Source organism: Flagellimonas ochracea, assembly GCF_009903685.1.
In the GTDB taxonomy this organism is placed as follows: Bacteria; Bacteroidota; Bacteroidia; order Flavobacteriales; family Flavobacteriaceae; genus Flagellimonas; species Flagellimonas ochracea.
The window spans coordinates 331,578-347,521 of record NZ_JAAABI010000002.1; the positions used below are offsets into that span (position 1 = coordinate 331,578).

Genomic DNA, 15,944 nt, shown 5'->3' on the forward strand with positions numbered 1-15,944 from the left:
TCCACGTGGAACAAGTTGTTTATCTGCCCAAAAAAACCAGTAAAACACTAATGTCTGAAGGAGAAACACCACTAATTCTAGAGGCCTGAGAAATTGTAACGGGGCGTATAGCTTGTAGTTTTTCTCTAGCTTCATATGATAATGATTTCAGCTTGGTATAGTCAAAGTTTTCTGGAATCTTTACATTTTCCAGTCGATGTAACTTATCCGCATTGTTCCTTTCCTTCTCTATGTAACCTGAATATTTCACTTGAATCTCGGCCTGTTCCAAAACTTCTGAGCTCAGTTCATGCTCATTTACAAAATTTGAAACGGCGTCCAATTGAAGCATGTGTGCCATGGTGACTCTGGGTCTGGAAAACACCTTGAACAATTTGTCCGATTGTTTTACCGCAGCAGAATCAACAGAAGATAATATGGGATTGATTTCTTCCGGAGCAAAACTGGTTTTCCTAAAAAAGTCAATAAACGCTTTTGATTGCTTTTGTTTCTCTTCCATTCTATATAGGCGTTCTTCCTTGGCCAAGCCAATTGCATAACCTTTGGGTGTGAGCCTCAAATCTGCGTTATCCTGACGCAGTAAAGTTCTATATTCTGCCCTAGAAGTGAACATCCTATAGGGTTCTTCTGTGCCCTTGGTAATCAAATCATCTATAAGTACCCCTATGTAGGCTTCATCCCTCTTTAAAATAAAAGGGTTCTTCTCATTGATCTTTAAATGGGCATTTATGCCTGCCATTAATCCTTGTGAAGCTGCCTCTTCGTAGCCTGTGGTCCCATTTATTTGGCCTGCAAAATATAGGTTCTCCACCAACTTGGTCTCCAAAGTATGCTTTAATTGTGTGGGAGGGAAATAATCATATTCAATCGCATACCCGGGCCTGAAGAACTTCACATGCTCAAAGCCCCTTACAGATTTAAGTGCCTTGTACTGGACGTCTTCTGGCAATGACGTTGAAAAACCATTCACATATACCTCAACCGTATGCCAGCCTTCCGGCTCAACAAAAATTTGATGTGAATCTTTATCTACGAACCGATGTATTTTATCCTCAATTGAAGGGCAATATCTAGGGCCAATGCTTTTTATCCTGCCATTGAACATTGGAGATCTGTCAAAGCCTTCTCGAAGCAGCTCATGCACCTCACGACTGGTGTGCGTCATAAAGCAATCCCGTTGTTCCTTGAGAACCGGAGTTTCCAGATAAGAAAATTTCTCAGGAACTGCATCTCCAGGCTGTGGAATCATCTTTTTATAGTCGAGCGATCTTCCATCCACCCTTGGCGGGGTGCCCGTTTTCATCCTTCCACTATCAAAGCCATAATCCAACAGTTGCTCCGTTATGCCAGTCGCAGCTTTTTCGCCTGCTCTTCCGCCTCCAAATTGTTTCTCTCCAATATGAATAAGTCCGTTTAAAAATGTGCCATTCGTAAGCACAACCGCTTTTGACTTTATATCAATTCCTAAAGAAGTCCTGACACCTACAACCCTTTCGCCCTCAACCAAAAGTCCTCTTACCATTTCCTGATAAAAATCAGCATTTGGTGTGCGTTCAAGCGCCAAGCGCCATTCTTCTGCAAATCGCATTCGGTCGTTTTGGGCGCGTGGGCTCCACATGGCGGGCCCCTTGGATTTGTTCAACATTTTAAACTGAATGGCCGACTTGTCCGTAATGATCCCACTATACCCGCCCAATGCATCAATTTCCCGCACAATTTGTCCCTTTGCAATTCCACCCATTGCAGGATTGCAAGACATTTGTCCAATGGTCTGTAGATTCATTGTAACGAGCAGCGTTTTTGAGCCCATATTGGCTGCGGCAGCGGCGGCCTCCGCTCCCGCATGACCACCGCCCACAACTATAACATCATATTCCTTTTCAAACATCGCTATTGTTCCACGTGGAACATTTTTATTTTTTCTTCTTCCTTTTTTCGCATCAACCTTTGCTCACCCTGAGTCTTATCTCCATGGCCCATAAGGTGTAGCAGCCCATGTGCCATGACTCGTAAAAGTTCGTTTTCAAATGACACATTAAATTCCTTGGCGTTGTCCTCAATTCTTTCTGTAGAAATAAAAATGTCCCCTGAGATAGACTTTCCTGTGCTATAGTCAAATGTTATGATATCCGTATATGTATCATGATTGAGATACTGCTTGTTAAGTTGAATTAGGTATTCATCAGTGCAAAAAATAAAATCTATTTGCTGTGCATGAAATCCTTCGGAGACCAAAATTCTACTTATCCAATCGGAATATTGGGTTTTATCCTCTATTCGGAAGTCGGACTTATAATGGAATTCTATCATTATCGAAATAGACCTTTACCTTCTTTTTATAATTTTGCCGCAAAGGTAATGCTTGTCTATTTAATATTTCAATACTGTTTTGCTTCTCCCTAAGAAGGCTCGGTTTCGTAATAATGGGGTTCGTAAACTTTTGCTCGTTCGTCCTGCTTTCACGCTTACTCTTCTTGCCCTGCTTTAAGGTGGCATTCTCTAGCTTCAGCATTTGATGTTGAATTGTGTTGGCTTTGCTTCTCGTCTGAGCCGTGATGCCGTTCTCTAGCAAATCGTTCTCAAAGTCCTCCATCTGTCTTAGTAGCTTTCTCGCCAAATCCCTATCCCCCTTATTAATCATATCTTCCAGTTGTTTTTCCAATTGTTGGCGCAAAAACTGCTGCTGCTTATAAATATCATAAATTTCTTCTAAGCCCATCTCATTACCTCCGGCCGACCCATTACCTTCGCTCTGGTTGTTAGGTTGATTCCCTCCTTCTTTCCCTCTTTGGCCCTCCGATTCGCCTTGCGTTCCCTCTCCTTGTCCGTCATTCTGTCCTTGATTCTCCCCTTTTCCTTTTTCAGGTTGACCTCCTTGATCTCTTCCTTTTTGCCCTGCTCCATTCATTTTTTCTTGTATACCTTGCTGTCCTTGAATGATGTCGGGCAATTGAAAATCTGACCCCTGTCCGTTACCTTGCCCAGGCTTAAGGCTTTGCTGCATATTGTCCAAAATGTTTGCCAGAAAATCTGCCAATGCATTGGTTGCATTCATAGCGTATTGCTGATATGATGCGCCGCGATATACCTGGTTCTCAGCAATAGTTTCCAATGACTTATCAATGTTATAATACACCTCAGTAATCTGTTCGTTAACGAATTCTGACAGTTCAGCCCTTCGAAGTGATAAAGCAAATAAGCTGTCGTCAACATGTTCGAACATATTACGTAATTCTTTCTGCTCCCTTACGGTATTGGAAAAATGACAAACCTCAAAATCGGACGCCTCCAATCGGTCAAACAATGCTTCTTGTTTAAAGGAAAACGTTACCAAGTTGTCCAAAATCTGTCTTAACATCTCCGCATCCTCGGTTACTGATGACCCTCCTGCATCTGAAGCGCCATCGCTCATCTTTTCGCTCATCTCCCGCATTTTTTCAGCAGCTGATTTCTGTCTTTTAGAAGCATTCTTTTGAGCTTCTTCCTTGTTCTCCTGGTCGCCATCCACAGCTTCGGAAAGTTCCTTCGTTGCCTCTTGTTGATCCTTCTTTACGCTTTCCTCTTCATTTTTAGTAACGTCAAGGTTCATTGGTTTTTTAAGGTTCTGGTTATCATTTCTTAACTCATCCAACTCCTTAACTATATTATTGAATTCCTCATTAAGCTCTTGTTGATTCTTTAGGGATTCATCCAAAACAGTCTCAGCCAACTTTTGTTGCTCCTTGGACAACTCATCTAACTCCTTGGACAATTGCGCCATTTTTTCAGTGACATAGTATCGCTTTGTCAGTTCTAAAATCTGTTCCAAATTGCGGGCTGTAGAGCTTTGTTTTTTTCCTAATTCCTCTAATCTCTTTTGAAGCTCTTCTTTTTCAATTTTATCAGCAAGTTCTTTAAGCTCTTCGAGCAGCCTCTCATTCTTCCTTGCCTCCATCTCCTGACGTTGAAGCCTCTCTTTTAAAAGCTGCTTCATTTCGTTATTTTCCTCACTGTTTTCCAAATTATCCTTAAGTTGGGAACTAAATTTTTCCATGAGCCTTTCTTGCTCTTCTTGTTTCTCCAAAAACTGTTTTATGCGTCCTTTGTCCTCAAAGGAAAGGCTATTTTCTTCCTTCTGCTCTTTATTAATTCTCGTTAGCGCCTCTTCTTGTTCCTTGTAATTTTCCAATTCCCTGTCGAGGTCCTTTAAAAGATTATTTTGAACATCTAACTTCCTGTTAGCCAATTGTTTATGATTATATAAAGATGTTCTAAAAATTTTACTTCTTGTTGTTTTGCCTCCTCGTATTCCGTCATTGTCAACTACCTCAAAATAGAGCTCATAATCTTTACCCTTCTCCACTTCCAAACCTGAGGGAAAAGTGTAATAGAATTGATGTACATTGGTGCCGGGAGACTCTAATAGCAATTGCTTCTTATCATCTTTGTCTTCCACGGAATAATAAACCATACGTATCTGTTTAACTCCATGGTCATCTGCTGCTTGACCAGAGTAAAAAGATTGATTTGGATTCAAGGAATCAAGGAACTGTTGCACCTTCACCGTGGGTTTATTGTCCTTCACAACTTCTAAGAAGTAACTCAACTTTTCAAAATCCTTCACATAGCTGTTAGAAGTGCTCAATTGATATTCGAGGTCACCAAAAATTCTACGCTTTCCAATGAAATCCTTCTCATCTTGAACCATCAATGAGCTACTATCTTCTTCTATCAACCTTATTTCTTCCACATTTCTTCCTTGAATTTGCCAAGTCACCAATGTCCCCTCCGGGACGACTGCGTTGCCAGTTCCCGCAACCGACTCTTGATTTCGCCCTAAATACTTTGGATAATCCAATGTCATCTTAAAATCCAGCAAGGCAGGTGTCGCAAGACTTCGAAAACCATATTTTACGGAATTCCATCCATTAGCTGTTAAGTAGAAACTTCCCTTTGCCACGGGAGGTGCTATTGTGTAGCTAAAAATCCCGTTTCTGTTTGTCATCAACAAAGGTTCCTCATCAATTACAATGTAAACATCCTCGGGAACCACCTCACCCTGCACATCAACTTCAATGGTAAGCGGTTCATTGTCCAAAACCTGCAAGTCATCATTCAATACCGCAAATTGAAAAGGTGCGGGCCGTTCGTACGCCATGTCATAATTTACTATCCGCTCATGTGAATTGAAAAAAGAGGCAATGTTTCCAGATAACCAAATAAACGCTAACAGGAATACGGGAATTACAACATACTTCGCATATTTGAAACTCTCCTTGATGTTGACCGCTTCCGCAAAGGGAACTGGGCCAAGGGCTTTGGCCCTTTGTTCTATACTGGCCATCAACAGTTCTGATTCCTGCTGGTCATTAGCCAAGTCCAAAAGATTCAAAAGTTTGTCCTCTACATTGGGAAAATGCCGCCCTATCAATTTGGAGGCATCCTCGTAGGTAAGACCCCTTCGCAATCGAAACAAAAAAATCAATGGAATGGCGATAAACCGAATTACCAAGACCATCTCCACAATAACAAAAACAAGAAACAAAAACAATCTCCACGATTCATTTAGCCACAGTAAAAACTCGAAAGCCATTATAGCTATCCAAAAAAGGAGCCCAAAAGCAATAAAAAGCAAACTTCCCTTGATGAGTTGCTTGGCGTAGTACTTCTTAGTGAAGCCCTTCAGCTTGTATAATATCTGGTCGTAACTGCCCAATTTATGCTATATTTATTCCCAAGATACCCGATACCAAGGAATTCCGTTGAAAATTTTATGTTAAAACATGATTATATGAAAGACCTTAAGTATCTATCGGCCCTATCAATACCTCTTGCCGCCGCAATCAGTATTTACTTCAAAGGCCACTGGAGCTACTTTACTCCTGTTTATGCCTTTATAGTAATTCCCTTTTTGGAGTTGCTTATGCCATTGGATACGGATAACCTGACGGCAGAACAACTCGATAAAAAATCGAACAGTCCTGTTTTTGACTGGATGCTATACTTAAACATTCCAATTGTTTTTGGATTCTTGATCTACACATTGTGGGATATTTCAACACATACCTATGCTGTTTACGAAATAGTTGGTTTGGTGCTTTCTGTGGGTATTGTCTTGGGTGTCAATGGCATCAATGTGGGGCATGAGTTGGGACATCGTCAACAATCCATTGAACGCTACTTTGGCAAACTGCTTTTATTGCCCTCGTTCTATATGCACTTTTATATCGAGCACAATTTTGGACATCATGCCAACGCCGCCACCCATGAAGACCCTGCAACCGCTAAGTACAACCAAAGTGTTTATTCGTTTTGGTTCACCTCCGTTTTTGGTCAATATTTTAGTGCTTGGAAGCTACAATCCCAGATTCTTAATCGGTCAAAGCTTTCTTTTCTCAACCCAAAAAACGATATGTTTTGGTACTTAATTCTCCAATCTCTCTATCTTTTAACGGTATACTACTTTTTTGGACTATCGGGTATGTATTTTGCTTTGGCTGTAGGTGTTGTGGGTTTTTTATTGCTTGAAACCGTCAATTATATTGAGCACTATGGCCTAATACGAAAAAAGCTGCCCTCTGGGAGATATGAGCGTGTTCAGGAAAGTCATTCTTGGAACAGTAACCACGTTATCGGCCGAATCATTCTCTACGAACTTACTCGTCATAGCGACCATCATTATAAGTCGGCCAAGAAATACCAATTGTTGGATTGTCATGACACCTCTCCCCAAATGCCGTATGGCTATCCTACCTCAATGGTATTATCGTTCTTTCCACCTATATGGTTTAGAATAATGAACCCGAGAATACCAGAAGAGATGAAATAAAACATAAATCACCGCTTTTTTTCATCCCTAAACACACCGTATCTTTATAGCTCAATTTCATAAGTGATGAAACACAAAGTTCGGGTGCGCTTTGCGCCCAGTCCTACCGGACCCCTTCATATTGGGGGCGTTCGTACAGCGTTGTTCAATTATCTGTTTGCCAAACACCATAAGGGTGATTTTATCCTGAGAATAGAGGATACCGACCAAAGCCGGTATGTAGAAGGTGCGGAAAAATACATCGTTGATGCGCTTAATTGGTGCGGGATTCCGTTTGATGAAGGCCCTGGCAAAGAGGGCAATTATGGGCCCTACCGCCAAAGCCAGCGTAAAAAGCTATATCGAGACTACGCTCTAAAACTTGTGGAAGCAGGTAGCGCATATTATGCTTTTGATACTCCAGAACGATTGGATTTTCACAGAAAGGACCACGAGGCCAAGGGCAAGACATTTATTTACAATTGGCACAATCGTTTAAAACTTTCTAATTCCCTTTCCTTGTCCAAAGAAGAGGTGCAGAACAAAATTGATGCTGGTGAAGATTATGTCATCCGTTTTAAATCTCCACAGGACGAAAAGTTGGTACTGAACGACCTCATTCGTGGTGAGATAACCATCGATACCAATGTTTTGGACGACAAGGTTTTATTTAAAAGCGATGGAATGCCAACGTACCATTTGGCCAATATTGTAGACGATCACTTAATGCAAATATCCCACGTAATACGGGGCGAAGAGTGGTTACCCTCATTAGCGCTGCATCATCTCCTTTATAATGCTTTTGATTGGCAGGCACCCCAATTTGCCCATTTGCCATTGATCATGAAGCCTGCAGGGAAAGGTAAGCTGAGCAAACGTGATGGAGAAAAGGGCGGTTTTCCCGTATTTCCACTTTCATGGAATGAGTCCGTTGGTTACAAAGAAGCAGGGTACTTCCCAGAAGCGTTGGTCAACTTTTTGGCCCTCTTAGGTTGGAACCCCGGAACGGAGCAAGAGCTGTTTTCTTTGGATGAGTTGGTACAGACTTTCAGTTTGGACCGAGTGAACAAATCAGGAGCGCGTTTTGATCCTGAAAAAGCGAAGTGGTACAACCATCAATATTTGCAAAAGAAAAATGATTCAGAACTAGCTCAAACATTACTCAGGCACATGGAGGAAAATGTGGACAGTTTTTCAGTACGGACGCTAGATCTGGGCTATCTAACCAAGGTAGTTGGGCTAATCAAAGAAAGAGCTGATTTTGTTTCCGATTTCTGGGAGTTGGGCAGCTACTTTTTCCAAGCTCCCACTTCTTATAACGAAAAAGCCGTTAAGAAGCAATGGAAAGAAGACACACCCAAAATAATGGGACAAATCATTTCTGTTTTGGAAGGCATCGACGCTTTTGAATCTGTCGAAATTGAAACTGTGATCAAGGATTGGATAACGAAACAGGAACTTTCCTTTGGGAAAGTAATGCCTCCATTAAGGTTGGTTATTGTTGGAGATATGAAAGGCCCACATTTATTCGATATTCTAGATTTATTGGGCAAAGAAGAAAGTATTGGTCGAATTAAAACCGCAATTTCCACCTTACCCAATTGATAGATGTGTAACAAAACTTCACGGATGACCACTTATAATGTAACTGAGTTTTGTAATTTCCATTTCTAACATTAAATCATAAACATCATGGGCGATTTTCTATTTATACCAATTGTTTTAATTGGGCTTGTTATCCTTTTCAAGTTTTTCTTCATTGTAAAACAACAGACCGCTGTCGTTATTGAGCGATTTGGTCGTTTCCAAAGCATACGAAACTCGGGGCTTCAAATGAAGATTCCACTTATTGACCGCATTTCAGGCAGACTTAGTCTCAAAATTCAGCAGTTGGATGTAATCGTGGAAACCAAGACGTTGGATGACGTCTTTGTAAAATTGAAGGTTTCCGTGCAATATGTTGTAATCAGGGACAAGGTATACGAGGCTTTCTATAAACTCGAATATCCCCACGATCAAATTACTTCCTATGTTTTTGATGTGGTCCGTGCTGAGGTTCCAAAAATGAAATTGGACGATGTCTTTGTTAAAAAAGACGACATTGCCATAGCAGTAAAGACTGAGCTACAAGATGCCATGTTGGACTACGGTTATGACATCATCAAAACGCTTGTCACCGATATTGATCCGGACGCCCAGGTGAAAGCTGCCATGAACCGTATCAATGCTTCAGAGCGGGAAAAGATAGCTGCACAGTTTGAAGGAGATGCGGCCCGAATTCTTATTGTAGAGAAAGCAAAGGCCGAAGCCGAGAGCAAACGCTTGCAAGGCCAGGGTATAGCAGACCAGCGCAGGGAAATTGCCCGTGGGCTGGAAGAATCCGTAGAGGTCTTAAATAAAGTTGGTATCAATTCTCAAGAAGCTTCCGCGTTGATTGTGGTGACCCAACATTATGATACGTTGCAGGCTATTGGGGAGGAAACCAATACAAATTTGATTTTGCTACCAAATTCTCCCCAGGCGGGAAGTGATATGCTGAACAACATGGTAGCTTCCTTCACCGCAAGTAATCAAATTGGTGAGGCCATGAAACAGCATAACAAGAAAAAAGAAGAATAAAGAAAAATGAAACGCCAAAAGGGAGTGAGTTGCTCCCTTTTTTTGTTCTTGTTTAGTAAGGCACTGCTACGAGGTCTAAGAAGTACGAGAAAATTAAAAGTTAGTGTTTTTGAAGCCGCTCCTGAACTTTCGGACTTCTCTATTCTGTATTGGTATGCGAAATCCAGAAACCTTAATAAATCGCTTCTAAACAGCTTGTTTTTTATAGAGATAATACATGCTGAAGCCAAGTCTGAATAGAAAAAATCTATTGGTCTACTTTTGCTCCAATTTCGCCCAAGTGTCCCTCAATGTAACGGTGCGATTGAACACCAGTTTCTCGTCTGAAGAATCTTTGTCGACATTAAAGTAGCCAAGTCTTTGGAATTGGAATCGGTCACCAACCTTCGCATTCTGTAAACTAGGCTCAAGATATCCTGTAATTTTGGTTAATGATTCAGGATTTACAAATTCCATAAAATCCTTTTCCTTATGACCATCTGGAGTTGCATCTGTAAAAAGTCGATCGTAAAGCCGTACTTCTGCAGTAATCGCATGAGGTACAGAAACCCAGTGTAGGGTTCCTTTCACTTTGCGCAGGCTTTCCTCAGTTCCTGAACCACTTTTGCTTTTTGGGTCGTAACTACATTGTACCTCCGTAATGTTTCCGCTTGAATCTTTGCTACAGCTTTCCGCCTTTATGATGTAACCATTCTTCAAACGTACCTCTCCTCCCAACTTAAGTCGGAAAAACTTTCGATTGGCTTCCTCCCTAAAATCTTCCTGTTCAATGTACAATTCCCTTGAAAAGGGAATTTTGCGTGTTCCGGCGCTTTCGTCTTCCGGATTGTTCTCCGCATCCAACCATTCTTCTTTCCCTTCGTGATAATTGGTAATAACCACTTTTAGTGGGTTCAGAACAGCCATCACACGGGGTGCTATTTTATTCAAGTGTTCCCGCAGATGAAATTCCAATAACGATACATCAACTACGTTCTCCCTTTTTGCTATCCCTATCGTGTCAGCGAAGTTTCGAATCGACTCTGGTGTATATCCTCTTCGCCGCAATCCCGATATTGTCGGCATTCTCGGATCATCCCAACCTTCCACAGCACCAGATTCCACCAATTGTAGCAACTTTCTTTTGCTAACCACTGTGTGGCTTAGATTTCTACGGGCAAACTCTCGTTGTTTAGGCCTTAGCTTATCAGAATCTACCAATTGGTCCAAAAACCAATTATAAAGCTCTCTGTGTGGTAAAAACTCCAACGTGCAAAGGGAATGGGATACTTGTTCAATATAATCGCTCTCTCCATGGGTCCAATCATACATGGGATAAATACACCAATCGGTATTTGTGCGATGGTGTGCTTTATGGAGAATTCGATACATCACGGGATCTCGCATCAACATATTGGGAGATGCCATATCAATCTTGGCTCTCAAAACATGTGCTCCCTCCTCAAACTCACCATTTTTCATCCCTTCAAAAAGCTTTAAATTCTCTTCCACGGAACGATTGCGATATGGACTTTCCTTTCCGGCTTCTGTCGGAGTACCTTTTTGATTTGCTATTTCTTCAGAGCTTTGACTATCCACGTAGGCCTTTTCTTTTTTAATCAGCTCCTCGGCCCAGTCATACAACTGCTGAAAGTAGTCTGATGCATAGCATTCCTGATCCCATGTATATCCCAACCAAGCAACATCTTCCTTGATCGCGTCAACATATTCCTTCTCCTCCTTGGTGGGGTTGGTGTCATCAAAACGCAGGTTTACCGGGGCATTGTAACGCAATCCCAACCCAAAATTGAGACAAATAGAGCTCGCATGACCGATGTGAAGGTAGCCGTTTGGTTCAGGAGGAAATCGAAAACGCAGGTCATCTTTAGCATATCCGCTCCGCAAATCTTCCTCTATGATATGCTCTATAAAATTCAACGATTTGACATCTTCAGCCATATCCAAAATTTGAAGGGCAAATGTAGCAAAATACCCTGTTTCTAGCCATCTATCCTGTTCAGAGTATACAAAGAAAGCCATTTCACAACACTTTTGACGCCCCCTACAACAATATCTTTCCTTTCGACGAAAATAAAATCATATTTGTTATTAGGAATGTTATATGAAAATGCTTCGCCGAAAGGCGTCTCAACGAACTAAACAAGATTAAGGGGCACAAAATATGGGCAGTATTGTCCTCAACCTCTTAAAACTAACGCTGATGAAAAAAAGAAGTTCACTCTGTAACATTCTTGTGCTGATGCTGGCCATTGTGTTCGCCGGCAGCTCCACAGTAAGCTCCCAGGTACTGAACAAGCCTGTGGCTGCAGACAATCCGAATCTTGGCGGTAATTCGCCATGGACCGCCGCCTGTGCCTCTTCAAGTTTCAATGAGTATTTTGTAAACTTTACCTGGAGCCCACCTCTGGTGAATTCCGATAACGAATTTGTTCTGGAACTTTCCGATGCCAATGGAAACTTTGGTTCTCCAAGAGAATTGGCCAGAGCAAGCGATAAGAACAACATTTTTGATTTTGACTTTGAGTTTGCCGTGCCCACTGATATTAGAGGGGAAAACTACAAAATGCGGGTGCGTAGCACTAGCCCGGCTAAAACCAGTCCTGCCTCAGATGCCTATTCCATGTACTTTGTGGATTACAATTCACCCTTATTGATAAGTCAAGATGGTAATGGGACCATTCCTCCGGGAGGAACGATACAGCTTTGTGGTGGAGCATCGGTAACTCTTGCCGCCCATAACATTCCTAATGCAAGCTCCTATCAATATAACTGGTATAGAAGCGGAACTCCTTTGGCTGAAAAATCAGAAAGTATCACAGTGTCCTCTGCTGGCATGTACTATGTTGAACTCGATTATGGCTCAATTTGCTCTGGATCTGCCAACACGCTCTCCAACACCATAGAAATTATAACAGGAAGCAGTTTGGGGGTGGCAATAAACGGTTCGGACAACGTGGGCCTATGCTCAGGTGATTCCTATACCTTGCAAGCAAGTATAACCGGAATGGGGCTGACCTATACCTGGTATAAAGATAATTCCATTGTTGCTGGTCCTGTTTTGGAGGGAGATTCATTTGCCGTTAACACCTCAGCGAGCGGTTTCGATGGAAACTATGAAGTTGAAATTAGCGGTTCTGGCGCCTGTTTAGAGCGCTCTGCTCCAGTGACTGTAAATAATCTTGGGAATTTTGAAGTCACCAGACAAAATGCTTCGGAAATTGTGCTTTTACCGGCCCAATCGGCAATACTTTCGGCGACCACGACGGCAACATCACCAAACTATCAATGGTTCAAGGATGGAAGCCCTATTACTGGTGCAACCAACAGTACATTAAATATCTCTGAAACAGGAAACTACTTTGTAAGGGTTACTGAAACAAGTGGTGGTTGCTCCGGTTCTCCAGTGGATTCGGATACAACAACCATAGTTTCACCAGATTCCTTTGAATTTGTAATTGCCTATGTAGGGGCTTATACAGCTTGCGAAAGTTCAGATGCGACCCTAAGCCTTTCCGCCATTAATGCGGTAAGCAGCTCTGGAGCAAAAACTGATGTGACTTCGGAGGTTCAGTCTTCTTTTGCCTATCAATGGAAAAAAGATGGTGCTTCCATCGGCGGTGAAACATCTAAAACAATTACGCTATCGAGCTTTGAGGATAATGGAGGCTACACCTTAGAGGGTGTTTTGGATAGCTTCAATGCTGCGTCCAACAACCTCAATGTAAAGTTGTCTACCAGTGAGGTTTTGGAAATATCTTCCAACGGCACAGTCCTATGTGACGGGGCCGCCCCAATTGTTTTGACCACATCCAAGGATTTAACAAGTGAGACGTTCCAATGGTTAAGAAATGGCCAAGTTGTGGATTCCTCGGCAGAAACCTTAACCGCAGACGAAGTGGGAGACTATCAATTGGTGATTACAACAAACGATTGTCCTTTGAACTCAAACGTTATTACCGTTAACGCTTTTGATGAATCCTTGCTGTCCTTGGACAAGCCACAAGACCTAGTGATTATAGAAGGTGAAACGGAAACTGTCACGGCAAGTGGTGGTCAATCTTATGAATGGTTTGATTCTAACAACACCCTCTTGGGCACCCAAGATTTTTACAGCTTTCAGCAAGAAGGTGAATATTTGTTGGTAGCCAGTTTCGGCAACTGTACAATAAGCCGGGTCATAACAATCACCTATAGAGATACGTTTGCTGTTCCCAATGTGATTACCGTAAATGGTGATGGCATCAATGACCTGTGGGTATTGCCTAACACCTTTTCAAGAAACAGCGATGTTCTGGTCACCATTTATGATGAGACCGGAAAAGAAATATTCAGTCAAGCCAACTACGAAAACAACTGGCCGCAATCGACAACGACCTTCAACAAATCGAGCATGATTTTCTATTACAAAATCACGAAAGGAGGATCTAGTTTAAAACAAGGAACCATAACCGTTATTAGATAAAACTAATGCAAGCCAAAAAACCTCAACTTCTTATCTTGCTCTTTCTCTTGGCCTTTTCAGGATTACAGGCCCAAGAGGAAGACCCCTTTGTGGACTATAATGTTCCATCACAGAACCTGTTGAAATTCAATAGATTCTTAATTAACCCTACATTTTCCACGGTAAGGGAAGATAAGTCCTATATTAATCTCTTTCATAGAAACCAATCGGTATCATTTAACGATAACAATCAGGTTTATTTCTTAAGTTATAGTGGAAGGGTTAGTGATAGGAGTGGGGTTGGCCTTAGTCTATTTACAAACCGAGAGGGTCTTTTCAACAATTTCGGGGTGCACGCCAACTACGCCTATGGCGTTCGTCTAAGCCCAAAAAGCAACTTTACCTTTGGAGCTAATTTTTCCTATTATCAAAGTGCTTTCAACCAAGACCGTGCAAACGCCTTGGAGGAAGATCCACTGCTCAATACCCTGGAAAGCACTTCGCTAATTAGTTTCCAGCCCGGATTTAATTTATCCTTTGGACAATTCGACATTGGTGGTTTTGCAGAAAATCTGTTTGATTATAACCTAAAAAGCAGTGAATCAGTCACCGAATTCAACGAGAAAACCTACTCCGGGCACCTTCAATATACCCATCAGTTTAAAAATGCAGCGGGCATCCTTGAAAAAGGTAGGTTAATGCCTTTGGCTCGTGTTAGAAAAGTTGGAGAAGAAAATCTGGTTCTTGGTGGAAACCTAATACTAGATCTACCAAAACTGGGATGGCTACAGGCAGGTTATGATGATTTTTATGGAGCTTCCGCTGGTTTGGGTTTCAATTTGAACAAGAATCTTTCATTGGGATATACCGTAGAAAAAGGCCTGACCAACAATTTTGAAAACTTTGGGGTAAGCCATGAGATTTCCTTGGCCTATTCTTTCACTCCAAACCTGACCGAAGATCGCGTGTTGCTTGAAAAAGAAAACGAAGATTTGGTCGAAGCTGATAATACTCCAGAAGAAACGCTAAATCTGACTGATAAAGACCTAAGGATTGCCGAGCTGCAAGAAAAATTGGCTGAAAACGATGCCATTTTAGACGAGCTATTGCTAAGACAGGACTCTATTGAGACTACCCGAAAAAGTGATTTGGAAAAACGTTTTGAAACAGTGATGAAAATGGTACGACGTGAAACCCAAGGGGAGCGTCCAGATTTAGAAGAAAAAGCCAAGGAAGTTTACTTTGCCAATATGGATAGTATGGATGTCGTTAAAAAACGTCCTTCTCAGCCATTGGCCAATCATGGACTTTCCAATGCCTCTTCCACCAAGAAAATCATCCGTTTGGACAAGGCACCCAGGACTACCTCTAAAGTAGCCAAAAACACAGGTGTTAAAAGAGATAAAACCAAGCGGTATTCTTCAAAAAGCAGAACTCGCTTCAAGCCTTTTGAAATCCCCGCAGTGGAAAGTGGCCATTATTTAATAGCCAATGTTTTTAGAGACCCGGAAAACGTAACCGCCTTTATTGGCGAACTGCGTGCTCAAGGAATCAACGCGGATTACTTTAAAAACCCAAAAAACGGACTCAACTACGTATACCTCGAGAATTATCAGAATAAACAAGATGCCGTTTATGCACACAGCACACAGTTCAATGGAGCTTATCAAGGTGACGCTTGGATTATGAACGTAAATAATATGGATGTTGTTTCTCACATAGATTATGTAGCCGTCAAAAATGAATCCAACTCAAAATACGGGGATAATTTCTTAAGCAAAAATGTAGCTCAATCCAAGGGCAATATCTCCAAAGCGTCCTATGCATCGCACAAAATCAACGGTTTGCCAGAAGGCTACTATATCATTGCAGATGTTTTCGAAACCGCTTCTGACGCATCCCGTTTTGTAAAAGATCTAAATGCCAAAGGGCTTCATGCCAGTTATTTCATTAATCCAGAAGACAATCTAAGATACGTCTATCTAAAAAAACATGAGACCTGGAACAATGCCCTAACCTCATACTACACCAAACTTAATGCCTCGTATGACGAAGAAATGTGGATCATGCGGGTAAAACCAAACTTCAACAGCTAAA

Annotated in this window: 9 protein-coding genes; 5 read left to right on the forward strand and 4 right to left on the reverse strand. The window is 41.7% G+C overall.

Annotation, left to right across the window (positions count from 1 at the left end):
- Positions 1 to 19: 19 nt before the first annotated feature.
- Genes mnmG through GTQ34_RS07120 form a run of 3 tightly spaced genes read right to left on the reverse strand, consistent with a single transcriptional unit; the run spans position 20 to position 5,695 of the window.
- Positions 20 to 1,888: a tRNA uridine-5-carboxymethylaminomethyl(34) synthesis enzyme MnmG gene (mnmG, locus tag GTQ34_RS07110; protein ID WP_166523085.1), complete on the reverse strand. Its 1,869-nt coding sequence runs from the start codon at positions 1,886 to 1,888 to the stop codon at positions 20 to 22.
- A 2-nt stretch (positions 1,889 to 1,890) separates the two neighbouring features.
- On the reverse strand, positions 1,891 to 2,310 hold the full coding sequence (gene ybeY, locus GTQ34_RS07115; RefSeq protein ID WP_166523086.1) for an rRNA maturation RNase YbeY: 420 nt from the start codon (positions 2,308 to 2,310) through the stop codon (positions 1,891 to 1,893).
- Positions 2,291 to 5,695, reverse strand: coding sequence for a coiled-coil domain-containing protein (locus GTQ34_RS07120; RefSeq protein WP_166523087.1), 3,405 nt, complete (start codon positions 5,693 to 5,695; stop codon positions 2,291 to 2,293). Before GTQ34_RS07120 ends, ybeY begins: the two co-directional genes overlap by 20 nt.
- Positions 5,696 to 5,770: 75 nt before the next feature.
- Between GTQ34_RS07120 and GTQ34_RS07125 the strand changes: the two genes are divergently transcribed.
- The 3 genes from GTQ34_RS07125 to GTQ34_RS07135 all read left to right on the forward strand — a co-directional run bounded on the left by GTQ34_RS07125 (position 5,771) and on the right by GTQ34_RS07135 (position 9,406).
- Positions 5,771 to 6,808, forward strand: coding sequence for an alkane 1-monooxygenase (locus GTQ34_RS07125; protein WP_166523088.1), 1,038 nt, complete (start codon positions 5,771 to 5,773; stop codon positions 6,806 to 6,808).
- A gap of 66 nt (positions 6,809 to 6,874) precedes the next feature.
- A complete protein-coding gene (gene gltX, locus GTQ34_RS07130) occupies positions 6,875 to 8,392 on the forward strand; it encodes a glutamate--tRNA ligase (protein WP_166523089.1) in 1,518 nt (505 codons plus the stop codon).
- An 87-nt stretch (positions 8,393 to 8,479) separates the two neighbouring features.
- Positions 8,480 to 9,406 (forward strand): SPFH domain-containing protein, encoded by a 927-nt coding sequence (locus tag GTQ34_RS07135; protein ID WP_166523090.1) that lies wholly within the window; start codon positions 8,480 to 8,482, stop codon positions 9,404 to 9,406.
- A gap of 255 nt (positions 9,407 to 9,661) precedes the next feature.
- Here GTQ34_RS07135 and GTQ34_RS07140 read toward each other — a convergent pair whose 3' ends face one another.
- Entirely contained in the window at positions 9,662 to 11,344 is a 1,683-nt protein-coding gene (locus tag GTQ34_RS07140) for a glutamine--tRNA ligase/YqeY domain fusion protein (RefSeq protein ID WP_166523652.1), read from the reverse strand.
- 262 nt (positions 11,345 to 11,606) lie between these two features.
- Between GTQ34_RS07140 and GTQ34_RS07145 the strand changes: the two genes are divergently transcribed.
- Positions 11,607 to 13,868, forward strand: a complete 2,262-nt coding sequence (locus GTQ34_RS07145; protein ID WP_166523091.1) for a T9SS type B sorting domain-containing protein — start codon at positions 11,607 to 11,609, stop codon at positions 13,866 to 13,868.
- A 5-nt stretch (positions 13,869 to 13,873) separates the two neighbouring features.
- Positions 13,874 to 15,943: a PorP/SprF family type IX secretion system membrane protein gene (locus GTQ34_RS07150; RefSeq protein WP_166523092.1), complete on the forward strand. Its 2,070-nt coding sequence runs from the start codon at positions 13,874 to 13,876 to the stop codon at positions 15,941 to 15,943.
- Position 15,944: the final 1 nt, after the last annotated feature.